Raw genomic sequence first — 24,158 nt, 5'->3', positions numbered from 1 at the left:
GATGATGAAGTTAGCGATTTACGCAATAACCGTAAATGGGGCGAAACAGGCCCAGCGTTTGAAACGAGCATTGCCGTACGCGGATGTCTTTGTCTCTGAGGCGGGCATAAACGAGTGTGAGTCGGCCCTGCCTTTGACGCTGCCGCTATCTGGCTTTGTCGAAGAGAAATTCAGCCAATATGACGGGCATATTTTTATTTTTGCCAGCGGCATTGTTAGCCGGGTTATCGCCCCTCTGCTCGGGGATAAACGTACCGATCCTGCTGTTGTATGTCTGGATGAGCAGGCGAAGTTCGCCATTTCTATGCTTTCCGGCCACCGTGGCGGGGCCAATGAACTGACCGAACGTGTGGCTTATATTGTCAAAGCCACCCCAGTGGTTACCACGGCATCGGATGTTTCTGAAAGTGTGTCTGTCGATATGCTTGGTGCGCCATTTGGCTGGTATTTGGATCCTCTTACTGAAAGTGCGATTACTCCGGTTTCTGCGGCGGTGGTGAACGACCAACCTGTTGCCATCATTCAAAGTGCTGGCGAGAAAGGCTGGTGGACGTATGAAAAGCGGATGCCTGCTCACATTATCTGTCACGACAAGCTTGAGGCGCTTAATGCCGATGAGTACCAAGGTGCAATCTTGATCAGTGATGTGAAGCAAATTGAACTCGAAAAGTGGCAAAACAAGCTGGTGCTGTGGCGTCCTAAGTCAATTGTTCTCGGTATTGGCTGTGATCGCAATACACCACTATCAGTTCTGAAAGCTGGCTTGGCAGCATTTAGTGATGAATTCAATATCTGCCTGGAGTCGGTTTATGGGCTAGCCAGTATTGATCTTAAAGCGGATGAGGTAGGGATCATCGAGCTTGCCGAGGACAACCAGTGGCCTTTCCAAACCTATGCACCAGAAGTACTGGATAAAGTCAAAGGCATAGAAAAGCCGTCTGATTACGTTAAGAAAGTGACTGGTAGCTGCTCAGTTTCAGAAGCCGCGGCATTAAAACTGAGTAACACCGAAAAGCTTATCGTCTCTAAATGGGCCTTTAAACAAGACGGCTTCAATATGACTCTGGCCTGTTGCCGTAGGGCATTTTCAGAGCCGTTGGTTTGGCAAAACAGAAAGAACTGGCTTGGCAAAAAGAAGCACGGTGGCAAAGGCCGTCATGGTGTGGCGGGCCAATCAGATGCCAAGCAACATCAAGAAAAGCAGCATCAAGAGAAGCAAATCAAGGTTAACGCTTATGGCAATGAAGTCGTTGAGGGTTACCAGTGCAAACCAAAGCATCCGGATCTAGATCGTCCAATGCTTTATCACCGCCACCACATTCTTGTGTGTGAAGGCGGTCGCTGTGCCAAAGCCGGCGGTAAAAATCTAGCGCATGAGCTGCGTGGATTGCTTAAAGAGATGGGGCTGGCGTCAGGAAGCAAGCGAATCAAAGTGAGTCGAACCATGTGTGCGGGCGCTTGTCGTAACCGCTCGACAATGGTCATTTATCAGCGTGACGCAAGCGAAGCAGCATCAGTGAATAATGCGCAGTGGCTACGAAATATTGAAAAGCTATCAGAAACGCAATGGCGCGAGCTATTCCTGGCTTTAGCAGAAGATAAACCAATTACTCAACTACTTGACCCAGATTATTTTGCGCCTATAGCTGCGCTTTCAGGAGAAGAACAATGAAAAGGCTACGACATTACACCAAAGGGACAGCGATTGTACTGAGTTGCTTTGGCTCTGTGGTAGAACAAAAACGCTACCTGGAATTGCAGGAAAAGGTTGCCGAGCGATACCCTCATTGTGAAGTAAGAATTGCCCTTAGTTCACGAATGGTCATTAAAAAACTGAAGCAAGACGGGGAAGAGTATCAACACCTTCCTGCTGTGCTGGCAAATTTGGATTTGGAAGGTTACCAGCGTATTTTGGTTGTCTCTTGCTACCTGTTCCCAACCGATGAGCATAAGCAGGTAGTGAAAATGGTAGAGGGCTTCCGCCAGTTTTCACTGTCCGATATCGAATATACGCCAGCGATTTTGCATCACACTCATATGGCAAACAACCTATTGGCCGGGTTAAACCAACGCTTTGAAGATGGCAGCGATCTAAATGTATTTGTTCATCACGGTGCGCCTTATTTAGACAACGCAGGCCATCAGGCCATTGGGTATTGCGACAGCCTGCTAAGCCAGCTATCGGATAAAAACCTTACCTGCTCTTTGGAAGGGGCATGGCCGTTTGACTTGATTGCGCCTGCGATCAAGAAACGTATTGCTCAAATTGATACCCCGGAAAAGGCAAAGCTGCGGATTATTCCATTGTTACTTGTATCGGGTAACCACTTTGTCAAAGACATGGTAGATATCAAAGCGAAGTTATCTGAGCTTTGTGATGTACAGCTTGCACAGAGTGACAATGGTGAATCATTTAATCTCCTCACGACGAAAGAAGTGACCGATATTATTTTCTTGCAGATTGCCCAAGGGTTAGTTCGCTTAAAAGTACCTGCTGAGGAGGCTTATCATGGCTAAGTTATCTCTTGTTGGATTGGGGCCTGGCAGCCTTGACCTAATGTCACTTCGAGCTCAGGAAGTGATCCGCAATGCGGATGTTGTTGTTGGCTACGGATTGTACGTCAAACTGATCGCGCCGCTTATCACCAACCAGGCTTTGGTTCGCAGCGGTATGACAAAAGAGTGGCAACGCGCAGATTGTGCCATCAAACATGTACAGGAAGGGCAAAATGTTGCGCTGGTCTGTTCGGGCGATGCGGGCATGTACGCCATGGCGCCGCTGGTTTTTGAGCTTATCGCCAACCAATCTCTGCAAATGGAAGTGGAAACAATTCCAGGCATCACAGCAGCGAATGCTTGTGCCTCGCTGGTCGGTGCACCTTTAGGGCACGATAGCTGCACGATTTCACTCTCTGATCTGTTAACGCCTTGGGATGTGATCACTAAAAGAATTGAAGCGGCAGCAGCGGCAGACTTTGCCATCACCTTCTACAACCCACGTTCTAAGAAACGGCGGAACCACATTATTGAAGCTCAGGAGATTTTGCTGAAACATCGCACTCCACAAACACCTGTTGCTGTGGTTAATGCCGCTTATCGAGACGATCAGTCGGTGCAGATTTCAACACTGGATAAGTTTACCGAGCTGGAATTTGGCATGAATGCGGCCGTTATCGTCGGTAACAGTAGCAGTTACCGATTCGATGATTGGATTGTCACGCCGCGTGGCTACAAGAACAAATACACATTAGAAGACGGAGAGACGCTTGCAGGGCAAACTCCGGGACGTTCATTAAAACAAGAAACTGAAAGCAGTAAGGAACGAGTATGACCGTTTATTTTATTGGCGCAGGCCCGGGTGATCCGGATTTAATTACTGTCAAAGGCGCAAAGCTTGTCGAAACTTGCCCGGTTGTTTTATACACCGGTAGCTTGGTGCCAAAAGCTGTAATTGAACGTGCTCGTCCTGATGCACTGGTTCTTAACTCTGCCGATATGGATCTGGATGCGATCACTGCGGTCTATACCAGTGCCCAGGAAAAAGGTCATGATGTCGCCCGTGTACAAACCGGTGATCTTTCTATCTACTCTTCACTTGCCGAGCAGACGCGTCGACTGAACCAGCTTGGTATCGACTGGAAGGTTGTTCCGGGCGTTTCTTCCTTCCAGGCCTCTGCGGCGGCGCTTGGACAAGAGCTAACACTGCCTGAAGAATGCCAGACCATTATCTTGTCTCGTGCATCCGGCCGTACGCCGGTCCCGGAGAAAGAGAACCTTAAATCTCTGGCAGCCCACGAAGCGACACTTTGCCTGTTCTTGAGCGCGACCTTAATCCGAAAAGTGGTCAGAGAGCTCAGTGATGTTTATCCGCAAAACTGGCCTGTGGCGGTAGTGGAAAAAGCGTCTCACCCCGAGCAGCGGATCCTACGCGGAACACTGGCAGATATCGCAGACAAAATGCATGCAGCCAATATCAAATCTACCGCGATGATCATTGTCAGCAAGGTATTTGCCATCGACGATTTTGTTGATTCCAAGCTGTACGACCCAAGCTTTTCACACGCTTGCCGTAAAGCGACTGTCGTTGAAGAGAACAGCGTAACTAACCAAGCAACAAAGAGTGAAGGCGTCCAATGAGTAATGGCAAAGTCTATTTGATCGGTGCTGGCCCGGGTGATCCGGCTTTATTAACTTGTCGTGCAAAACAGTTATTAAGCGAGTGTGATGTTGTCTGTTACGACAAGCTGGTTAGTGCCGCTATTCTTGCTAGCGTGCCGGATCATGTAGAACTTCATAAAGTGGGTTATCGTGGTTATCAAGGTTGCCATATTGATTACGGCATGCACCCGGATGTGATGGAATTTGCGTTGGCCGGGAAAAGTGTTGCCCGCCTGAAAGCCGGTGATCCGTGCATTTTCGGTCGTACCACGGAAGAGTGCCGCGATCTGATTGCCAATGATGTGCCTTACGAGATCGTGCCGGGGATAACGGCTGCCCTGGGTGCGGCGTCATATTCTGGGTTCCCACTCACAAGTGGCGGCGTGGCTTCCAGTGTGACATTTGTAAGTGGTCACCAACACTCTAAAACGATAGCTTCCTGGGGTGAACTTGGCCGTGCCGGTGGGACTTTGGTTCTTTACATGGGGGCAAAAAAATTGGCCGAACATGCGAAAAACTTGATTGCCAATGGTCGAAACTCTAATACGCCCGTAGCCTTTATCTCCTCTGCAACAAGTGCCGACCATCATTGTATTACTGGCACGTTGGCTAATATTGGCGAGCGAGTCAATATGTTGGAGCAAACGGGCCCTGCTCTGGTCGTGGTGGGTGATGTGGTTGCCCAGAGTAAAGAGCTAGATTGGCGAAAAGACTTGCCGTTAGCGGGTTCCCGCTTTTTGGTTTGCGGTTCACATAATGGCTTGAACCATATCACCAACAGCGGCGGCGAAGTCATTAATGTTCCTAAGCTACCAACAGAGTCTTTTATTGATGAAGAAGACTTAGCCTTCTTTAGTACGCAACAAGAACTGGCTTTTGATAACTTAGCCACTTTCGAACTTTGGTGGCAGGCATTAACTGAGCTTGAGTGGGATATCCGCAAGTTTTCAATGCCAATTAGCAGCAATGATAAGTTTGTCCGTCAGGCTTTGGCTCAGTATGGGATCAGGTCAGAACAAACCAGTGAACAGGCACTGATACTGACACTTGATGCGGACAAAGCATTTGGCGAACAAAAAAACTACTACCAAATCGGTTGTCGAAAAAACAAAGCGCTTGGTTTTGATTTACCGCAAGTTGACTGGGTGCTGGTTGAAGATATCTCCGTCGTACAGTCAATTATTGAATATCATCCCGAAGCGTTAATGAAAGCCAAGCTGGTTCCTCTTAATGAAGAGGTTAATCGTTGGGCGATTGAAAATGGTTATTTCTGTGTAGAAGATGCTCAATTTTCAGAGTTAGTCAGTCCAACAGTAAATGTCTTTAATCAGCTAGCAAAGAATGAGTGTACTCATGTTGCCTGAAGCCTCTTTGGGCATCAGTACGAGCTTGTTAATCAGTGCACTTATTCTGGTCGCCAGTCTGTGGCTGGATAAATGGCTGGGTGAGCCCAGTCGTTTCCACCCTCTGGTGGGTTTTGGCAGGCTGGCTAAAAAGTGTGAGTGCTGGTGTCGGGCTATTCCGTTTATTAGCACCAGGCAGCAAGGTGTTGTTGCCTGGGTGTTAGCTGTGATGCCGCTAGTCGCTCTTAGTTATTTTTTGCTTTCGCTGATTGCTCAATATTCTTTAATCGTGTCGGTAGTGTTCAATGTATTGATTCTCTATCTCACCATTGGCGGAAAGAGCTTGATAGAGCATGCAGAAAATATTTATCACCCGCTTAAACGGGGCGATATTAAGGATGCTCGTTATCAGGTTTCAATGATTGTTAGCCGCAATACCGAAAAAATGGGGGAGAAGGAAATTACTTCTTCCACCATCGAATCGGTTTTGGAAAACGGCAATGATGCGGTGTTCGGCCCTATGATTTGGTTTGTTATTTTTGGCGCGCCCGGAGCAATACTGTTTCGACTTGCCAACACGTTAGATGCGATGTGGGGCTATAAGAACGAAAAGTATATCGATTTTGGCTGGTTTAGTGCCAAAACCGATGATGTTCTTGGCTGGTTACCGGCTCGAGTTACCGCTGTTGTCTATGCGTTTCAAGGCAATTTTCACCAAGCATTAGCGTGTTGGAAACGACAGGCCAAAGAGTGCAAAAGCCCGAATGGTGGCGTGGTGATGACGGCTGGTGCCGGAAGCCTGAATGTCGAGATTGGTGGCCCTACCTATTACCACGGTGTTCTGCACGATAAGAAACCCATGGGTGTCGGAAAACCCGCTAGCTGGGATGCCATCTCCAAAGCGAATCAACTTGTCACCAGAGGAAGCTTCGCATTGAGTTATTTGTGGTTAGTTTGCGTAATGGTAGGAGTGAGTTAATGGCAGTAAAACATGGCGGCAACTTGCTGGCAGTTGCTGATAAATACGGCAGCGATCCCGCTGAATGGATAGATCTTTCTACCGGAGTGAGCCCTTTTACTTATCCGGTAAAAGAGATACCGCTAACCGCATGGAACCATCTACCTCAAGAAAACGACGGCTTAGAGCAGGCAGCGGCGAATTATTACAACGCACCGACTGAGCCTGTGGTGGTTGCTGGCTCGCAGGCGGCCATTATGGCTCTGCCTGAGGTTATTACTGAAAAGCTAGGCCGCTGCGGTACTGTTGCGCTGCCAAGCATCGGCTATAAAGAGCATCAGCATGCATGGGTGAATTACCGCAAGGATGGCTGTTGCTGGCAGGTTGAGTTTTATGACGGGCTGCCGAGTAAAGAACAGGTGGCTACGTGTGATGTGATCCTGGTGATAAACCCCAACAATCCAACGGGGAAGCTTAGCCGAAGAGATGAGCTGACTGCTCTCTATTTTGAGTTAGCGAAGAGAAAAGCAACGTTAATCATTGATGAGGCTTTTATCGACTGTACCCCCAATGAGTCAATGTTAAGCGTTAACAAGGCGATGGGGGACTTGGTAGTTCTGAGATCGGTTGGGAAATTCTTTGGGCTTGCTGGAGCTAGAGTTGGTTTTGTTTTTGCTGATCAGGCTATTAAGGACTCAATATCCAATTCAATCGGCCCTTGGACAGTAACTGGCCCGAGTCGCTGGGTGGTAAAGCAAGCGTTGAGTGATTCGACCTGGCAAAATTCTGCCAGAGCCCTTATTCGCCTAAATGCGATACGTTTGAATAGCCTTATAGCAGAATTGCTCACCGCTAGAACAAGCGGCACAAATCTCTTTACCACTGTGTATCTGGATGATGCCATTTCCAGTCACGATTTCCTGTGTCGGGAGAAAGTACTTACCCGCCTTTGTGATGAAAAAAATGCACTCCGCTTCGGATTGCCCGCCGGTGAAAAGCAGTGGGAACACTTGGCTGTCGCATTAGCGAAGTTAGCGGAAAATCGAAAGCTGACGACGTACAAGGAGCCTGTGTATGTTGAATAACAAGCCGACTATCGAACTGGTATTGGGCGGTGCACGCTCAGGTAAAAGTAGCTATGCGGAAAAGCAAGCCAAAGCGTCTGGAAAGCCTGTCATTTATATCGCAACGTCAGAAGTTCGTGATGAAGAAATGGCACAAAGGGTCAGAAAACATCAGGCGCAGAGGCCTGACGAATGGCTTGTTATTGAAGAGCCATTAGAGCTTGCCCAAGCGTTGCAAGAGTTCAGTAAGGCAGATAACTGCATTTTGGTCGACTGCCTAACGTTGTGGCTGAGCAACTGCCTGTTTGGTGAATCGGAAACCGGGTGGGAAGAGTATAAATCTCGCCTGCTATCGACACTAGAACAGTTACCGGGCCAGGTGTTCTTTGTTAGTAATGAGGTGGGTTCCGGCATTATCCCAATGGGAGAAGTGAGCCGCAAATTTGTTGATGAAGCAGGATGGTTACACCAGGCTATTGCCGCCCAGATCAACAAGGTGACGCTGGTTGTTGCCGGGCTTCCTTTGTCTTTAAAAGACGAAACCCAAGGGTAGCAAAGATGACGTGGTTAAACTTTATTACCCTAAATGGTGTTGCACCGATTAAAGATCTTCACCTGGTAAGCGATGCCGGGGCTGGCGAAGGTTTAATGCAGTATCACCCAACACGCGACACTGAATTGATTGTGTGCGGCAGAGCCAATACAACCTTAAACGGTGCTTACCTGCCTTCGCCAGTACTGGGAAACGGTTCTGTTACTCCGGCGATTTTGGTTCACGGGATATTACGCGCCCTGCAAAAACGCGGATTTAAAATCAGGCTCCATTGTTATCAGCTAGGTCTGGGTAACCTTCCCGATTTTTCTGGCTGTAAATTGGATGACGTTGTCATTCACCAGTGTGAGCTGGGCAAAGAAAAAGCCTTAATCGAGGCTCAGTTAATCCCCGAGCTTAAAAGGCAGGCTGCAAGCGGCGAAAAACACCTCATTGCAGAGTCCGGAATAGGGGGGACCACCTTTGCCACTGTGTGGCTAAAGCGCTGGCTCGGCAAGGAGATCATGTTTTCTGGCAGTACCAAAGACCCTGACAAGCTGTCCAGAAAAGAACAGGTCATCAAACAGCTATTGATGATGTCCGAAGCGCTACCCATTGACGTTGCCCACTTTTCTCAAGATTTGCACTTGTCCGATCCGATTCAGCGGGCCTCTTGCGCATTGTTAGGCGCAGAGCTCAAAGAGCTGATATTAGCGGGTGGCACCATGATGTTTGCGCCTGCGATAGCCATGGATAGCGAAATTAGCATAGAAAATCTGAAAATCGCGACGACTCGCTGGATATTTGATTCGCCCGATGCGATTTATGCGGCGTCAAAGTTGCCAAAACAGTGCGGTGTTTTAACCCCTAATGTGAATTTTAATCACTCCCGCTTTGCCGCTCTCAACAAGTACGAGCAAGGTTACGTTGTGGAGGGGTGTGGTCTGGGTGCTAGCTTGGTCTTTGCTGAAGAGCAGGGCATGTCTGGTGAAGAGATTATCGATAGCTTGGACGATGCCGTTTCGGTTTGGCTGGCAGCGCTCTGATTGGAACAGATAATTGTTCAGTTTGGTATTTTAGAGGAAGAAAAATGCAGTCTTGTTCTCAAGCATTAATGGTTCAGGGTACCACCTCCGATGCGGGTAAAAGTGTCCTTGTGGCGGGCCTGTGTCGGGTACTGGCACGAAAAGGAATACAAGTCGCACCGTTTAAGCCCCAGAATATGGCGCTCAACAGTGCTGTCACCATTGATGGCGGTGAAATTGGCCGGGCGCAAGCCGTACAGGCTTATGCCTGTGGGCTTGAACCGACCACAGATATGAACCCCATTCTATTGAAGCCCAATACCGATATTGGCGCTCAGGTTATCATTCATGGTAAGGCTCTTCAGGATATGGATGCTAAGGCTTATCACGCATTCAAACCTAAAGTCATGAGCTATGTGATGGAGTCGTTTAATCGTCTTCAGGCAGAGTACCCAACCGTAATGATTGAAGGCGCAGGCAGCCCGGCAGAAATCAATCTTCGAGATCACGATATCGCCAATATGGGCTTTGCCGAAGAAGCCGACATTCCCGTTATTATCGTTGCCGATATCGACAGAGGCGGCGTATTTGCCCATCTGTATGGAACTCTGGCGCTATTGAGCGAATCCGAGCAGTCTCGTGTTACGGGATTTGTCATCAACCGCTTCAGAGGCGATATCGCATTGCTCGAAAATGGCCTTGAATGGCTGGAAGAGAAAACAGGCAAACCGGTTATTGGCGTATTACCTTATCTTCACGGCTTGATGCTGGAAGCTGAAGATGCCATCAATATTAGCCAGTTAAGTACGGAAGGACCAAGCCTCAAAGTGGTGGTGCCTGTTATCCAGCGTATCAGTAACCATACCGACTTTGACCCACTTCGAATGCACCCTAATGTCGATCTTGTGTTTGCCGGAAAAAACCAGCCACTACCGCCTGCCGATCTTATTATTCTTCCTGGTTCAAAAAGTGTACGCAGCGATCTGGCCTTTATCCGTGAGCAGGGATGGGACAAACAGATAGAGCGTCACCTCCGTTTGGGCGGCAAAGTGATGGGGATCTGTGGCGGTTATCAAATGCTTGGTGAGCTAATTGCTGATCCGCTGGGTATTGAAGGCCCCATTGGAGAAAGCCGAGGGCTAGGTTACCTGCCGTTGGAAACTGAGCTCAAAAACGAGAAGCAACTGAGGAGAGTGAAAGGTTCGTTAACCCTGCCGGGACAAGAGACAGTCGATGTATTTGGTTATGAAATCCATGCCGGCGTTACCAGAGGCATTGGTAGCAATGCACCGTTAGCATTGGAGTCTGGCGCAGATGGTTGTATCGGCATGGATGGGTTGGTATTTGGGACTTACTTGCACGGTATCTTCGAATCAGAAAAAGCGTGCGGTGAGATTTTACGCTGGGCTGGATTAACGGATGCCAAAGGCTGCGATTTTGAGCAGATGCGCGAAGACGGCATTAACCGGGTTGCCGATGCTATCGAACAGCATTTGGATTTGAATAAGCTCTGGCCTGATCTAGACCTATAGGAGAAGCGGTTTTGATTAATACGAATATCTCCTGCCCTGCTCTGGTTGTTGTTGCGCCCAGCTCTGGCAGCGGCAAAACCACGGTAGTGGCTGCACTGGCGCGGTATTTTACTAACCTTGGCAAAAAAGTCCGGGTTTTTAAAACGGGGCCTGACTTTATCGATCCTAACTTCCTGGCATTTGCATCACACCAGCCGGTCTATCAGCTCGACTTCTGGATGTGTGGTGAGGAGCACTGTCGCCAGTTGGTTGCAGAAGCGGCTAAAGACGCAGATCTCATCCTGATCGAAGGTGTGATGGGAATGTTTGACGGCCAGTGTTCTAGTGCAGATATCGCAGCGAAACTGGGTATTCCCGTTCTTGCTGTGATTAATGCCGGAGCCATGGCGCAAACATTTGGTGCCATTGCCTATGGTTTGGCTAATTTCAGGCAAGATATCAGCATGTACGGTGTGGTCGCGAACCGGGTAGGTTCAGCTGGCCATGCTGAAATGCTCAAAGAAGCCTTGCCAGGCAATCTTGAGTTTTGTGGTTACCTGCCAAAGAATCTCGGGCTGTCGTTGCCTGAGCGTCATTTAGGCTTAGTTCAGGCTCAAGAACTAGACGATCTGGATGACAGATTAAACCTGGCAGCCGAGCTTATCTCACAGCATGTCGAGCTCAAGTTGCCGCCTGAAGCTCAATTCACCCCGGTTGAAAGTGTAACGCCAAAGAGACGTCTGGAAGGTATCACCATAGCGATAGCGCAAGACACGGCGTTTAGTTTTATCTATCAAGCTAATTTGGAACTGCTCGAGTCGCTTGGGGCAAAGCTGTGCTTCTTCTCACCGATCCAGGGCGACGAATTGCCTGATTGCGATGCTCTGTATCTTCCTGGTGGATACCCGGAGCTCTACTTAAAAGAGTTGGCTGCAAACACGACCCTGAAGCAGCAAGTTCATGCTCACGTGAATGACAATAAACCTGTGCTGGCAGAGTGCGGGGGGATGCTATATCTCAATAACTCACTGACGAATACTGAAGGAGAGTCCGGGGAGATGTGCGGAATTTTGAATGCGGATTCAACGATGCAGGGCTCGCTGGCAGCGCTCGGCTTGGTTGAAGGGGAGCTGTTACCCGGTGAGTCGTTACGGGGTCACACCTTCCATTATTCGAAAACAGATTCCAGCGAAGCGATAGCTTGTCACCCCATCTCTCAACGCGGGCGTAAACTCGATCCGGTCTGGCAGCATAAGAAGGTTATTGCCTCCTATATCCATTGGTATTTCCCGTCTAACCCGGAACTTGTTGCCAATATTTTCAAGGGTGCGTTATGAGGCTGGTGTTAATTCGCCATGGCCAGACAGAATGGAACCGACAGAAAAGGCTTCAGGGGTGGCTGGATAGCCCCTTAACCTCTACTGCAATAACTGGGCTCCATAATATGGAGCTTCCGTTATTGCAGGATCCTGTTGTCTACAGCAGCGATCTTGGTAGAGCCTTTAACTCTGCAACCATTGTAGCGAACACTCTCGGTACAGGAGTCGTGGTTGACAAAAGATTGCGAGAGCGACAATTTGGGCTTCTGGAAGGCAGGGTGATAGATCAGGATGATTGGCTTCAAGTGCAGTGGCAGCGATACCACCGGCGCTATGAAGACGCGTTGAATAACCTGTTTAGCGTTGAGTCTGAGCAGGACTTTGAACAAAGAATTGTCTCATTTATTGAGGAATTGCAGGGGGAGCATTCGGTGTCTGATATCGTTCTTGTCAGTCACGGTGAATGGCTGAGGGCTTTTATGAACCTGATGAACGGAACGCCCTCGTGGCATGAGGGCTCAGGCATTCAGGCTAACTCTACACCGATTGTTCTGGAATGGTCGCCGTCAATGTTGGCAAATGGATAGTGGTTAAAAATGACTATAACTCGTATTGAACTTTTACGTCATGGCTTGCCTGAAGGGGATGATTGCTTTCGCGGCCATACCGATTTTTTACTCACAGAAGAGGGCTTTAAGCAAATGCATGAGGCTGTATCTGGAAGCAATGAATTTGATCTGGTCATGACATCCCCCCTAAAGCGTTGTTCAGCTTTTGCTTACCAGCATGCAGCAAAATACAGCACTCCAGTGATTGAGGTGCCTGGCTTTATGGAGCTCAACTTCGGTGATTGGGATGGCCGACAGCGAAATGAGATTTGGGAAAATCACTTAAAAGCTTTAAGTCTTTTCTGGTCAGAGCCGTGGAACACAACACCACCAAATGGAGAGAGCTTAGATGAGTTCGACAACCGTATTCAAAAAGCTTGGTCGAGCCTACTTAAAAACCATAAAGGCAAGAGTATTCTTTTGGTGACTCATGGCGGCGCTATTAAGCAGATCATAAGAATGATTCTGGATATGCCAAGATCAGAAGTGTATTTACAACGCATTAATATTCCTTATGCAGCAAAATTGACCATCACCATCTATCACGATGACAACGGTAAATTGTGGCCAGAATTACATTGGCCTAATTCGTCATTTTAAACATAGGTTCAATAGTCATATGAAAAGAATGACCCTGCGTGAGTGGCAGGTATTTCTGCTATCACTTTCTATATATTCAAGAGTCCCGGTATCTGCTTCGATACCTTATAGTGAAGAGAGAAAGAACGAATCCTATAAATATTGTGGCCTGGTGGGGTTAGTGGTGGGTTTGCTTACCGCCTTAGTCTATTACCTGTCATCTCAGGTTTGGCCTGCAGATGTTGCTGTCGTTTTATCGATGATCTTCAGTGTTTATATCACAGGCGCATTCCATGAAGATGGCTTTGCCGATACTTGTGATGGTTTTGGCGGCGGAATGACCCGGGAGCGAAAACTTGAGATCATGAAAGACTCCAGCGTTGGGGCGTATGGGGTGCTGGGGATTGTTTTAATTTTATTGTTGAAATTCACCCTCCTGACCTCGTTAACGTCTTTGCCTGTTGCTCTTGTTGTCGCTTATGTCGTCAGTCGCTCTTTAGCGGTGAGTTTTATTTATACCCATGCATACGTTCGCCAAACGGAGCAATCCAAGCTTAACGTTGCGAAGAGCTCCAGTAGTAATATCGATTTTATCACCCTGCTTGCTATTGCGCTGGTGACGATTATTGCTTGTTTGGGTATAAAGCTGGGATTGATACTGATGATCGCTATGCTGGTAAGCCGTGTGTTCTTCAGCCGATGGCTGCTCAGGCAAGTTGGCGGGTACACGGGAGATGCACTAGGTGCTATTCAGCAAATGTCTGAGATCATCTGCTATATAATCCTGCTTTCTTTCCCTCTCTAAACTTCCTAGCTAAAGCCACATCAGATAGATATGTCACTTAAATACCAAACTGAACAATCTCGCTGATAGGCCAGATAATTATTCAGTTTGGTATCATTTATTGATGAAAATCAAAATAAATTGAAGTGGCGTAAATGTATCTAGCCTTGGCAGATTTCTACCTTTTAGCCTTTTGTTTCTCATATACCCTACTTATATACCCAAGTGACCTCTAAATGCAGGTTTCAGAGTGAGTTCAGCGTATTCAATTCAAGGAAAGTGCGTGTAGGAATGGCTAGTCCTTTCAAACGCATTTGACGCAGAAGTGAATATGCTGACTCACTCCCGAAGGGCGAGTTTTATAGACTCTTAGTCTACGTTGCAGATTTTTAACGTAGAGCGACTATGTTTACAAATCAGCGCCTTGCCTAAAAGCTTCTAAATTCTCGCTGAAATGAGCATTTAGAGGTTACTTGGGTATATAGATAAGGTTACTAAAGGCAAAGGCTCATGAACAACCAAACTCAGACCAATCAGTGGATAGAAGAACTGTTCTTACTTCTTGACTTGTCAGACATGATCCCTGACTGGTACAAAAAATATGAAGAAACGTTAGCCATGTTGAAAAATGAAATTCAATATGTGGTTTCTACATTGAGTAATAACGAATATCAGCTTATTCAGGAAGCACAAAAAAGGGCAACCACTTATTATATCAATGGTCATAAGATGGTGTTAAACGATGAGCTGAGAGTCAATGCCAGTGAGTTATTGTTAAGGCATCAGCAACCTGAAATAGCACTCTCGGTTTTACAGCCATTAGATATGGATGCATCAGCCGCTTATTTCATCAACTTTGGCCGAGCTTTAATGCAAATTGGTGTTTTAGGCCAAGCTCAGCAATGTTTTATCAATGCGTGTGAAAAAGAGCCTGAGTCTGCAGAGCCACTTTTTCATCTTGGTTTCCTTTCGGGATTGCAAGGAGAGGCTAAAAGTGCCGAAAAATACTATTTAGAAAGTCTCAATAAAGACGGACAATTTATAGGAAGCCTGCTTAATTTATCCTACCTCTATTTTCAATTGGAGCAGTTTGATGAAGCAAGAAAATATGCTAATCAACTGATTTCTATTTCGCCTGAAAAAGTTGGCGCCTATTTGGTATTAGCAGCTAGCTATAATGCAGAAAGGCGCTTTGAAGACAGCTATGCCATTATTCAACAAGCTCGTAGCCGATTTGATGAGGAAGTTTCGGCGCTAGATGAATTAGAGGCGATAGCCTGTTTCGAGTTGGATAAATATGAAGATGCTATCAACCTTGTCTCTCGTTTTATTCAATCTCACCCATTGGCGACAGATTTAAAATACGTTCGTGCCAAATCCAATATTGCGTTAAAAAAGTGGAACGAAGCACTAGAAGATATTACAGACCTTTTAACGGTAGAACCTTTTGATGCAGACAGCTTAGAGATGAAATTTATCGTTCTGTTCGCCATGAATCAATGGCATGAGGCAGAGACCGCTTATGTGAAGCTAGTAGAAACTGCGCCTCAATTACGGCTGAAATATAAAGAGAAGCATAAAGAATTACTCAGAAATATGGCACTCATCATTACATAGGAAGCAATAGTGATGACAAAAGAAAAAGACGAAGAAACTCAAAACCCGAGTCGTCGTAACTTTTTAAAAATGGGAGGTGCAGCTGCCGCTGCCGCGACCGTTGGCGTTGGCGCAACAACAGGGTTTGTTTTAGGTCGAGAACCCGACCAGAATACCGGTTGGGGAAGAACTGCTGCTGGTAAGGATATGTTCTTTGATAGAGAACCGTTCCGAGTGGATACCGCGCCAACACTCATTAAAGTCGGTAAAACGTATAGACCTGAACGGGAAGACTTCCTGTTTAAACGCCTTGGTATGATCAGTAAGGCCATTAAACAAGGTTGGAACCCTGCCGATGGATGGGAAACATGCCCTGATCAACGTGTAGTAAACTACTATCGTCAGTGGCCTAAGCGATGGCCTGAAATGATGGAAGCGCTTAAGCAGAGAAGTCTTTCTGTAAAAATGCAGCACAAGTATATCGACCGATATGTTATCGCCCATGCCTATGACCATGCTAACCATGCGTCTATGTACGGTGAGAATGGGGTTCCTGTAAACTGGCCACTGCCGCCAGAAGGTGCTCCAGAGGTTGCTGACTTTAAGAGCATCTTTGATCCCATGTATGGTGATCCTGACGCTGAAGCCAGCCTCAATTTCGGCTCTAAACGTGCTGGTGGAGAGGATGAAGCGCTACCTGTTGTTAAGAAGCGCAACTTCAAGACCCCAGCTCACGCCACAAAACTGATTAAGAAAGTTGCTCACCAGATGGGGTGCAGTTTCGTCGGGATCACCAAAATGGATCCGGACTTTGTGTTTAAGAACATCATGCGTGGTACGCCTGACGATGGCGAAAACTGGGGGGATAAAATCCCGGATCACTGGAAATCAGTGATTATCCTTGGTGTGCCAATGAGCTGGGACGCTATGTACGCCGCACCGGCGTATGGTACCTCTTATGAAGCGTACAGTACGGTCCGATTTGCTTCTGGTAAATTGGAAGTCTTCCTGAACCGTTTAGGCTGGGCGGGCCGGGCAATGGTGCCGGGCGGTGATTATGAAATGACGTTGCCGCCCCTTGCGGTAAAGGCAGGGCTAGGTGAATCTGCACGTAATGGCTGTTTGATCACTCCTGAAGTTGGCCCTAACATCCGTTTAGCCTGTGTGGTCACAGACCTTGAGTTTGAATACGACAAGCCAATTGATATCGGTATTCGTGACTTTTGTGAGGAATGTAAGATCTGCGCAACGTCTTGCCCAAGTGGCTCAATCAGTATGGCGGATAAACCAGACATTGTTGTTCGCGGTTATAAGGTTTTTGAGTTTAACCAAGATAGCTGTTTCCGTTTATGGTCATCGCTTCCGTCAAATGGTCAGCAGGGCTGCCGGGTATGTATTTCAGTCTGCCCTTATACTCGAAGAAATAACTGGATCCATGCCTTGGTTAAAGAGGCCGATCCGCGTGATCCAACCGGTATGACCCGTAAAGCGCTACTCGCTATGCAGCATAACTTCTTCTATTATCCAGATGCAGAAGCCTATGCGGCACCTCATAATGGCGGCAGATTAGCGAACTACCACCAACCACCAGAGTGGTTACGTTCTGAAGAGTTCTTTACGGACATTAAGAAAGATTGGGAATATGATGGCAACTGGGAGGGATTCTAAATGTTTCCACAATCAACAGTATTAGATCCGCTGTTTTGGATGGTATTAGGTGCACTGCAGGTTTTTATTTTTAATAGTGCAAAAGTATGGGCTGAAGATTATCAACTTCGTATGAACGGATGGAAGTGGTCGCTTGCAGGAGGCTGGTGGTTCTCTTTCATTCTTACTATTGCTGGTGCATTTACCCTGTTGGGAGAGAATGAGGGTAATGCTGGCTGGTACTTCTTAGGATTTGTTGGCACTGCAATCATCGTCGGTGGTGCAGTCTTGTTAAAAATACTACTGGTGCTAAGCGATAGAGAGAAATTGACTCAGCAATAAGCGTATCAAGGCTGAAAGAAATAGAGGGCATTTTGCCCTCTTATTTCGCGAGTAAGGTTAGACATAGAATAGATAAGATGATTAATACAATACCTTTTGATAACGAAAATTATGTGCAAGGGATCAGTGCAGATTCGATAAAGGATTTAATTAAGAAAAGAGGGGTTGAAGAGCTTTCTACTCCCCATAGGGTTGATTTTTACGCACTAATGCTCGTTACTGAGGGGAGTGGTTTTCATTATATTGATAACAAGATGTACCACTGTCGTCCCGGTACACTGTTTGTGTTAAGCCCTCATCAAGTGCATTACTTTGATTCAAAGTTTCAATGGAATGGTTATGTCGTCACTTTTGAAGATTCGCAGGTGTTTCCTATCGATAACCTTGATGCGAACTATGCGATGACGAAAGCAATAAGAAATGTTGATGTGATGACGGAAGTGCTAGACGTTGTCGGTAAGGATTTTGATGCGCTTTATGAAGAATTTAAGCACTCTGTAGATATTGTTTCCGGGCATATTCAAAGAAACTTGTTGCAAAACATTCTGTTCAAAACCTTTTTTAGAACAAATTACAGCCTTCAGAAAATATCAAAGAGCAAAGAAATGTTGGATTTTCAGTTGTTTAGTGATGAGGTGGAGCGCTTTTATATGACAAAGCACAACGTGAGCGAGTATACCGAACAACTTAGAATGACAGCTAAGCGGTTGAACTCTATTTGCAAGAAAGTTAAAGGCATGACAGCGAAGCAAGTTGTTGATGCCAGATTGCTTCTGGAAGCCAAACGCTTGCTGGGTTATACCTCAACACCGATTTCTGAAGTCGCTTTAACACTGGGTTTTAATGAGCCGACTAACTTGGCGAAGTTTTTCCGCCGCCATACCGATATTTCGCCAACTGAGTTTCGTAATATGTCTAAGTTCTTTGCCGAGAACAACTGACTTAATATTAAAGAAAGGACAATTTTATATTCCCTCCGCACCAGATATTAAGCAGGAGGCAATATGTGCTCAGTTCACACTTTTTTACTTACCACAAAAAACACCTACATAATCAGTCAAATCTCTACAAAGTTTGATGTTTAGGCAAAATCTAAACTGGGGCATTAATCGATTCGTGCTCCACTGTTTGGCTTGTCTCTACTTCACTCTCTTTATAGGTTTATTGTCATGTTTGGTTTGTTTTACCGCCTCTCCGTTCAAACTCAGGTGTTACTTCCCGGTGTTCTGTTATCACTGTTTCTTCTTACAGCATTAACGGCCGGGAAAGTTGAGCTAGAGAATAACCTCCGACAGATGACAACAGCGACCAAGCAGGTCATTGAGCTCAAAGATGATCTTATGTTGTTAACCAATAAGGTCAATCAGTTAAGAGAGCAGGGCAGAGGTTTGGATTACGGGACTAAGGTTGATCCCGAACTTGTAGCGCAGATCTTACCTATCGCTGACGATGTGATTGCCCGGTTGGGGCCTGAGTATCGAGCGGATTTCAAACAGCAGATTGCAGGTTATACCGGATTGATGCAAATGCTTATAGGTATTACGGAAGAAGAGATCAGAACGACAGACTGGACAGTCTATTTGGCTGCTGATGAAGCGATCAGGCAAGTCATAAGTACCCTTTCGGTTGTCGTGAACCAGCAGGCCAAAGTCGAGTTGGCTCAAGGGCAGGCATCGCAACAGGCAACGATCAGTAATGCGGTAATTACTGTACCGCTTAGTTTACTTGTTGGGCTGCTGTTTACATGGCTGACTGCAAGGTTGGTTGTTCAGCCGATCAATCATGTACGAGAAGCGATGGCCGAATTGGCAGAAGGGCAGCTTTGGAGCAGGGCGAAAGTCATTGGCAGTAATGAAATGAGTGCGCTGGCGATGGATTTCAACACGAGTGTTGAACAGTTAAGCAAAACCATACAAGGGGTGCAAACTGTCGGAGGCGAAGCGCAGTCTTCAACGCTCGAGCTGAGTCAGGCGATGGAAACGGCAGCGGCCAATGCAGCCAAAGAGCATGAGGCAATAGAGCATGTAGTTACGGCGATCCACCAAATGGCCGCAACCTCAAAGGAACTGAGCCTGAGTGCCGTTAACGCTGATGTTTCTGCGCAGGAAGCCATTGGTCTCAACGAACAGATGCATGATATTCTCAGCCAGGATCAACAAGCATTCTCTGAGGTTGTCACACAGATCAAGAAGGCTGCGCTTATTATCGATCAGCTCAAGGCGCAATCTATGGATATTGCCAAGGTGATTGAGGTGATTCAGGGTGTTTCTGAACAAACCAATTTATTGGCGCTTAACGCGGCCATTGAAGCTGCAAGGGCCGGAGAAAGCGGGAGGGGATTTGCAGTGGTGGCAGACGAAGTTCGATTGCTAGCTGGGCGTACCCAACAATCTACCCAAGAGATCCAGTCCATTATTGATCAGTTACAGCTGAAGTCTTCAGATGCTAATTCAGGTATGCAGCAGAGTTTAACTGTGCTGGAACAGAGCCTGCTGATACGTCAGCAGGCTGTTGCAGCCCAGCAGGGGATAACAAGTGCTATGGACGATATCGCGGCTATCAATACGCAAGTGGCAACTGCGGCAGAAGAGCAATCACAGGTTGCCGGTATGATTCAAACCAATCTCGATCAAGTTAAGTTACTGGTAGGTGATAATACGGTGTTAATTGATCAAATTGCAGTGGCCAGCAAGGCGCTTTCCGAGATGGCGCAAGAACAAGAACAGCAAGTGGCAACATTTTCTTTGTGATTTGTTGTATAGCTTCCCTGTGGCCTTAAGTGTTTGGGGCCAAATAGGGCCTGGTCTCATTGATGAGATTATCACTGGCCCTTAACGGGGAAGCATGAACAACCCTTCAACGGGGCTGGGGGAGAACTTTACAGGCATAAATACTGTATCAATATTGTTTAGTGAATTATATGTTCAACATTATGTCGGCTAGTTTTAATCAGATTGTTGTTTTTGGTTATATTTCATCAATTATTCAATCCGAGATGCATTTACATTTTATTACGAAGGCAGAACCATCGAATAGGCTTTATTTGATGGTGATAAATGTAAAGAAATAAAATAATCAGATTTAATTTTATTATAGCGAGAGGGATTCAAGCGAACTTTCATCAGTTGGTTTGGATAGTATTAACCCTTAGTGGGATATTTCATACACATGTTGAAATAATAGGCTATCTTAGTAATGACTCTTGTAGATAATTAGCAAGGCTCTAAGAGAGGCTATTGTGAGAACTATATTATGTACACTTATTAGTTGTATATTATTAGGCTGTACAGCTTATTCAGAACAGGCGCAGCTCGCTCAGAAAAATGAATGGTACGAAGTGGGTGTGGTGGATGGCAAGGCTGGTGGATATCAAAAGGTGAAGTTTGAGCTAAATGAGCTTAACACCTTGGATGACGTGGCTTATAAGAAATACAAAGAGGGCTATATCGCTGGGATTGAGACATTTTGTCAGCCAGAGAAAAGTTACGGACGTGGGGAGCGCGGCATAAGATATAACGGCCAATGTACAAACACCTCACAAGAAGACGTAGCAGTACAGAAATGGCAAGAGGGCTATGAACTCTATATGCTGGAAACTTTATCTGCCTATAGTGATGAGTACTCTGATTTCTTTTAGTCAATAATCAAAAATACAGAAGTGTCGGTTTTCATATGCAGTGGTTTTATAGTTTATACCCAAGCTACCTCAAGATGCAGGATTCAGAGTGAGACCAGCGTGCTCAGTTCAAGGAAAATAACGGTAGGAATGGCAATCCCTTTCAACGTTATTTGACACAGAAATGGGTTCGCTGGCTCACTCCCAAAGGGCGAGTTTACTTGGCTCCTATGCGTTGTTACCGATTATTAATTTAGAGTCACTAGATTTTCAAATCGGTGCCTATCCTAGTAGCCAAGTAATTCTCGCTGAAACGAGCATCTTGAGGTAACTTGGGTATAGTGTTTAACTTCACGGACGTGGAGCTTCACCTCTATATAAAGCTTGGTTTTGAATAATTGGCGTCTATCGTTAAAAATATCTGATTGTTCTTTGTTGATATAAATAAAAACGATTTCAACATAACAGATGAAATCGTTTTTATCTTTATTGCTTCTAAATCTATGTCTTGATAGTAAGGTAGCGGTGTTTTTCAAGGTAGTTAGTGGTTATTTAAACTCCAGTAAGATCAATTCCACCCCATGCTCTGGAACAGTACTGATTATTCTCAGCGAGCTTTCAGTATGGTTGAGCATCTGGACAGTTCGTTTCGGGTAGGCGGTACGCTTTAGCTCGCTGATATCTTCTTCAGACAATGGGGTCGGTGCTCCCATTCTTTGCCAGTCGTCATAGGCTGAGCCGTGATCCCGGTTGAGCTGGTAGCGGGTGAGGCGGTAGTCGCCGAGAGGGATATCGAGTGAGAAGTCGAATGTCTTGTCCGGGGCAGGGTTGAATGCGGCATAAGGATCGGACATCTCGATGGCAGAGGTATCGCCGCTGGCATATAGCTCATCGAAATGAACATAGTTAACCATTAGGATCTGAATCCCCGGATCAGAGCGGGTCACGATGTAGTCGTTCCCACGTTTCAGGAGATCTGAACCAAGCCGGTTGAGCATGCTCAAGGCATGGAAGTTGGGCTTTTTGATCCCTTCCCGGGTCATCATTCCAAATCCGCCATGGAAGGTTGAGGCTGAAGGGCCACGCTCTTCAAATAGATCGCTGAAAGTCCAAATTCCCAGTGAGCTGACTTTGTCATACAGGGCGATGATGTTGTAGGTGACAAAGCTGCCAAGGTAGGCAGTATCGAGCACTTTGTTGCCCCAGCAGGCCGTGAAGTTCCATTCGGTAATGTGCCGCTCGCTGATATTGAGTTGCTCTTGATAAGGCTGACTGCTTTCTAGTAATTCCAGGCTGCCGTCGGGGCCGAAAGTCTGGCGGCTGGCCTCATTGAGCTCCATCAGGTTTTCGATACACTCGTAGCGCTCAGGGTAGATATGATAGGAGAAGAAGTCAGGTTGCAGCCGGTTCTGGTGGCAGAAGCCAACAAAGCGTTCGAGCCATTTTGAGCGGTCAAATGCCATATGGCTGACAGAGGGACCGCCAAGTTTTATCTGGGGCGAAATTGACCTTATCGTTTTGTAGGTTGCTAAATATAGCTGATGGTAGTCCGACTCGCTGCCCGCCCAGAAAACACCTTCCAGATCAGGCTCGTTCCAGACTTCGAAATACCAATCTTTTACTTGCTCAATACCATAGCGAGCAATGAGATGGCGAAGAAACCCTTCGACCAAGTCTACCCAGCTCTCCATCTCTGAAGGAGGGGATATATTACCGCGCCAGTGGGCAACGGTTTTCTCGCTGCTGGCAAATTGGTCTGGCATATAGCCAAGGCAGAAAAAAGGTTTCAGTCCTATCGATAACAGAAAATCTATCAGATCATCAACATGGTTCCAGTCGTAGATACCTATGGCGGCGACAATTTGCATCTGCTCGGCAAAAATACCCTGAAATCGGACGTAGTCGAATTTAAGTACCTTTTGCACCTCGGTAAGCTGGGTGCGGTGTTGGGCTTTCAGTCCCTCGTATGAACAGCCAAATGTGGTTAGCTTGCGCCATGATGGCGATACTTTATCGATGACATTGTTGCTTGCGATGGCAATGGGCTGAGAATGGGCGAGCGGGATCGGTACTGTGCTGGTATTAGATGGTGTCTGTTTTAAATATTCAAACAGGGATTTATAGACATCCCGTTCACGAACAGACATATAGCTGCTGAAACCACTGGGAAGCGCGGAGGAAACGGACTGTTTTGTTCTCATTTCCATGGGGGTCTGCTGGTATTTTTGCTTGAACTTTTTATAGAACAGTTTCGGGTCATTGAAACCGCACTCAAAGGCAATATCGGCAATCTTATCAGTGCTGTTAATGATCCGTTTTGATGCCTGGTAAATGCGGTAGTCGAATAGATACTCCTGAAATGAAATGCCCATTTGTTCCTTAAAGAAACGGGAGAGATGATGCAGGGTAACGCATTCGCGATCAGCCAGCTCCTGAAGTTGAACCTTGTCAGCATAATGAAGGCTTATATAGTCGACGATGCGGGTAAGTCGTTCTAATTCGCGCTCATGAACTTGATGGCGGCTATCTTCAATAACTTCATAATGATAGGTGGCGAGGAGTGTCGTGACGAGTGCCAGAAGCTCCTGGTCGATCGAAAACTTGTACCAGCGCTGTTTTTTGGTAAATGCCCATACAATACGGGCTAGGTGTGTCCTTAACGGGTCGAAATAGCGCTGATCGCTATCTTGGTATCGTGCCGAGTTACAGCTAAAGTTGATGTTGTCGAGCTCGGAATAACAACGACTTAGCAAGCTAGGGGAGAATTGGATCGCCAGCAAGATATTGTCTTCATTGGTCGCTTTGATGCTATGGAGCTCGTTATGGTTGATCAGCAACACATCATCTTGGCTTAGGGTAAAAACCCGGTCATCATGACGGATTTCAACACTGCCCTTCAACACCATCATTAGCTCAATTTCATCGTGCCAGTGGGCCGTCACTTCCATGACAGAGTGAACATAGATTTTGGCTTTCAACCCTTCGTCAAGGCGAACGAGCTCATGGCGGTATTGCATAATTGCTCCAAGTTCGGATATCAAACATCTACTATACGCAGAATTAACACTAAGTGAAT

The 24,158-nt window shown here is 46.6% G+C and carries 21 protein-coding genes; 20 read left to right on the top strand and 1 reads right to left on the bottom strand.

The window, feature by feature from the left end; all coding sequences use genetic code 11:
• Position 1 precedes the first annotated feature (1 nt).
• From AC51G0_RS21225 to AC51G0_RS21130, 20 genes are all read left to right on the top strand, one after another.
• Positions 2–1,672: a cobalamin biosynthesis protein gene (locus AC51G0_RS21225; protein ID WP_496303638.1), complete on the top strand. Its 1,671-nt coding sequence runs from the start codon at positions 2–4 to the stop codon at positions 1,670–1,672.
• Positions 1,669–2,517 (top strand): sirohydrochlorin cobaltochelatase, encoded by an 849-nt coding sequence (locus tag AC51G0_RS21220; RefSeq protein WP_496303637.1) that lies wholly within the window; start codon positions 1,669–1,671, stop codon positions 2,515–2,517. The genes AC51G0_RS21225 and AC51G0_RS21220 overlap by 4 nt, the downstream gene beginning before the upstream one ends.
• Positions 2,510–3,331, top strand: a complete 822-nt coding sequence (gene cobJ / locus AC51G0_RS21215) for a precorrin-3B C(17)-methyltransferase (RefSeq protein WP_496303636.1) — start codon at positions 2,510–2,512, stop codon at positions 3,329–3,331. The genes AC51G0_RS21220 and cobJ overlap by 8 nt, the downstream gene beginning before the upstream one ends.
• The gene (cobM, locus tag AC51G0_RS21210; protein ID WP_496303635.1) at positions 3,328–4,137 is read left to right on the top strand and encodes a precorrin-4 C(11)-methyltransferase; all 810 of its coding nucleotides are present in this window, start codon (positions 3,328–3,330) and stop codon (positions 4,135–4,137) included. The genes cobJ and cobM overlap by 4 nt, the downstream gene beginning before the upstream one ends.
• Entirely contained in the window at positions 4,134–5,522 is a 1,389-nt protein-coding gene (cobA, locus tag AC51G0_RS21205) for a uroporphyrinogen-III C-methyltransferase (protein ID WP_496303634.1), read from the top strand. The genes cobM and cobA overlap by 4 nt, the downstream gene beginning before the upstream one ends.
• A complete protein-coding gene (gene cbiB, locus AC51G0_RS21200) occupies positions 5,500–6,480 on the top strand; it encodes an adenosylcobinamide-phosphate synthase CbiB (protein ID WP_496303633.1) in 981 nt (326 codons plus the stop codon). Before cobA ends, cbiB begins: the two co-directional genes overlap by 23 nt.
• Positions 6,480–7,544, top strand: a complete 1,065-nt coding sequence (cobD, locus tag AC51G0_RS21195; protein ID WP_496303632.1) for a threonine-phosphate decarboxylase CobD — start codon at positions 6,480–6,482, stop codon at positions 7,542–7,544. Before cbiB ends, cobD begins: the two co-directional genes overlap by 1 nt.
• Positions 7,534–8,076 (top strand): bifunctional adenosylcobinamide kinase/adenosylcobinamide-phosphate guanylyltransferase, encoded by a 543-nt coding sequence (cobU, locus tag AC51G0_RS21190; RefSeq protein ID WP_496303631.1) that lies wholly within the window; start codon positions 7,534–7,536, stop codon positions 8,074–8,076. The genes cobD and cobU overlap by 11 nt, the downstream gene beginning before the upstream one ends.
• Positions 8,077–8,081: 5 nt before the next feature.
• The gene (locus tag AC51G0_RS21185; protein ID WP_496303630.1) at positions 8,082–9,101 is read left to right on the top strand and encodes a nicotinate-nucleotide--dimethylbenzimidazole phosphoribosyltransferase family protein; all 1,020 of its coding nucleotides are present in this window, start codon (positions 8,082–8,084) and stop codon (positions 9,099–9,101) included.
• 44 nt (positions 9,102–9,145) lie between these two features.
• Positions 9,146–10,612, top strand: coding sequence for a cobyric acid synthase (locus AC51G0_RS21180; protein ID WP_496303629.1), 1,467 nt, complete (start codon positions 9,146–9,148; stop codon positions 10,610–10,612).
• An 11-nt stretch (positions 10,613–10,623) separates the two neighbouring features.
• A complete protein-coding gene (locus AC51G0_RS21175; RefSeq protein ID WP_496303628.1) occupies positions 10,624–11,928 on the top strand; it encodes a cobyrinic acid a,c-diamide synthase CobB in 1,305 nt (434 codons plus the stop codon).
• Positions 11,925–12,497 carry a histidine phosphatase family protein gene (locus AC51G0_RS21170; RefSeq protein WP_496303627.1) on the top strand — a complete coding sequence of 191 codons (573 nt, stop codon included), beginning with the start codon at positions 11,925–11,927 and terminating at the stop codon, positions 12,495–12,497. Before AC51G0_RS21175 ends, AC51G0_RS21170 begins: the two co-directional genes overlap by 4 nt.
• Before the next feature lie 9 nt (positions 12,498–12,506).
• Positions 12,507–13,118 carry a histidine phosphatase family protein gene (locus AC51G0_RS21165; RefSeq protein ID WP_496303626.1) on the top strand — a complete coding sequence of 204 codons (612 nt, stop codon included), beginning with the start codon at positions 12,507–12,509 and terminating at the stop codon, positions 13,116–13,118.
• A 19-nt stretch (positions 13,119–13,137) separates the two neighbouring features.
• Positions 13,138–13,902, top strand: a complete 765-nt coding sequence (locus AC51G0_RS21160) for an adenosylcobinamide-GDP ribazoletransferase (RefSeq protein WP_496303625.1) — start codon at positions 13,138–13,140, stop codon at positions 13,900–13,902.
• Positions 13,903–14,391: 489 nt separating this feature from the next.
• A complete protein-coding gene (locus AC51G0_RS21155) occupies positions 14,392–15,498 on the top strand; it encodes a tetratricopeptide repeat protein (RefSeq protein WP_496303624.1) in 1,107 nt (368 codons plus the stop codon).
• A 12-nt stretch (positions 15,499–15,510) separates the two neighbouring features.
• Positions 15,511–17,145, top strand: coding sequence for a 4Fe-4S dicluster domain-containing protein (locus AC51G0_RS21150; RefSeq protein ID WP_496303623.1), 1,635 nt, complete (start codon positions 15,511–15,513; stop codon positions 17,143–17,145).
• Positions 17,146–17,466 (top strand): VcrB family reductive dehalogenase putative membrane anchor, encoded by a 321-nt coding sequence (locus AC51G0_RS21145; protein WP_496303622.1) that lies wholly within the window; start codon positions 17,146–17,148, stop codon positions 17,464–17,466. It abuts the gene before it with no gap.
• 32 nt (positions 17,467–17,498) lie between these two features.
• Complete coding sequence (locus AC51G0_RS21140) at positions 17,499–18,407, top strand: helix-turn-helix domain-containing protein (protein WP_496303621.1); 909 nt, start codon at positions 17,499–17,501, stop codon at positions 18,405–18,407.
• Positions 18,408–18,635: 228 nt separating this feature from the next.
• Complete coding sequence (locus AC51G0_RS21135; RefSeq protein WP_496303620.1) at positions 18,636–20,216, top strand: methyl-accepting chemotaxis protein; 1,581 nt, start codon at positions 18,636–18,638, stop codon at positions 20,214–20,216.
• Positions 20,217–20,704: 488 nt separating this feature from the next.
• Positions 20,705–21,103: a DUF2799 domain-containing protein gene (locus AC51G0_RS21130; protein ID WP_496303619.1), complete on the top strand. Its 399-nt coding sequence runs from the start codon at positions 20,705–20,707 to the stop codon at positions 21,101–21,103.
• A gap of 527 nt (positions 21,104–21,630) precedes the next feature.
• Here AC51G0_RS21130 and AC51G0_RS21125 read toward each other — a convergent pair.
• Complete coding sequence (locus AC51G0_RS21125; protein WP_496303618.1) at positions 21,631–24,099, bottom strand: GH39 family glycosyl hydrolase; 2,469 nt, start codon at positions 24,097–24,099, stop codon at positions 21,631–21,633.
• Positions 24,100–24,158: the final 59 nt, after the last annotated feature.

The sequence above is a fragment of the Photobacterium sp. HL06 genome (assembly GCF_059552575.1).
Note: the sequence above shows the minus strand (reverse complement) of the source record. Positions and strands in the feature narration are given on the sequence as shown.

Excerpts from the sequence above, each read along its gene's own strand:
- cobJ (WP_496303636.1), top strand. The coding sequence starts at position 2,510 with ATGGCTAAGTTATCTCTTGTTGGATTGGGGCCTGGCAGCCTTGACCTA.
- AC51G0_RS21185 (WP_496303630.1), top strand. The coding sequence starts at position 8,082 with ATGACGTGGTTAAACTTTATTACCCTAAATGGTGTTGCACCGATTAAA.
- AC51G0_RS21135 (WP_496303620.1), top strand. The coding sequence starts at position 18,636 with ATGTTTGGTTTGTTTTACCGCCTCTCCGTTCAAACTCAGGTGTTACTT.
- AC51G0_RS21220 (WP_496303637.1), top strand. The coding sequence starts at position 1,669 with ATGAAAAGGCTACGACATTACACCAAAGGGACAGCGATTGTACTGAGT.
- AC51G0_RS21160 (WP_496303625.1), top strand. The coding sequence starts at position 13,138 with ATGAAAAGAATGACCCTGCGTGAGTGGCAGGTATTTCTGCTATCACTT.
- cobM (WP_496303635.1), top strand. The coding sequence starts at position 3,328 with ATGACCGTTTATTTTATTGGCGCAGGCCCGGGTGATCCGGATTTAATT.
- cobA (WP_496303634.1), top strand. The coding sequence starts at position 4,134 with ATGAGTAATGGCAAAGTCTATTTGATCGGTGCTGGCCCGGGTGATCCG.
- AC51G0_RS21145 (WP_496303622.1), top strand. The coding sequence starts at position 17,146 with ATGTTTCCACAATCAACAGTATTAGATCCGCTGTTTTGGATGGTATTA.
- AC51G0_RS21150 (WP_496303623.1), top strand. The coding sequence starts at position 15,511 with ATGACAAAAGAAAAAGACGAAGAAACTCAAAACCCGAGTCGTCGTAAC.
- AC51G0_RS21155 (WP_496303624.1), top strand. The coding sequence starts at position 14,392 with ATGAACAACCAAACTCAGACCAATCAGTGGATAGAAGAACTGTTCTTA.
- AC51G0_RS21225 (WP_496303638.1), top strand. The coding sequence starts at position 2 with ATGATGAAGTTAGCGATTTACGCAATAACCGTAAATGGGGCGAAACAG.
- cbiB (WP_496303633.1), top strand. The coding sequence starts at position 5,500 with ATGAGTGTACTCATGTTGCCTGAAGCCTCTTTGGGCATCAGTACGAGC.
- cobD (WP_496303632.1), top strand. The coding sequence starts at position 6,480 with ATGGCAGTAAAACATGGCGGCAACTTGCTGGCAGTTGCTGATAAATAC.
- AC51G0_RS21165 (WP_496303626.1), top strand. The coding sequence starts at position 12,507 with ATGACTATAACTCGTATTGAACTTTTACGTCATGGCTTGCCTGAAGGG.
- AC51G0_RS21125 (WP_496303618.1), bottom strand. The coding sequence starts at position 24,099 with ATGCAATACCGCCATGAGCTCGTTCGCCTTGACGAAGGGTTGAAAGCC.
- cobU (WP_496303631.1), top strand. The coding sequence starts at position 7,534 with ATGTTGAATAACAAGCCGACTATCGAACTGGTATTGGGCGGTGCACGC.
- AC51G0_RS21180 (WP_496303629.1), top strand. The coding sequence starts at position 9,146 with ATGCAGTCTTGTTCTCAAGCATTAATGGTTCAGGGTACCACCTCCGAT.
- AC51G0_RS21170 (WP_496303627.1), top strand. The coding sequence starts at position 11,925 with ATGAGGCTGGTGTTAATTCGCCATGGCCAGACAGAATGGAACCGACAG.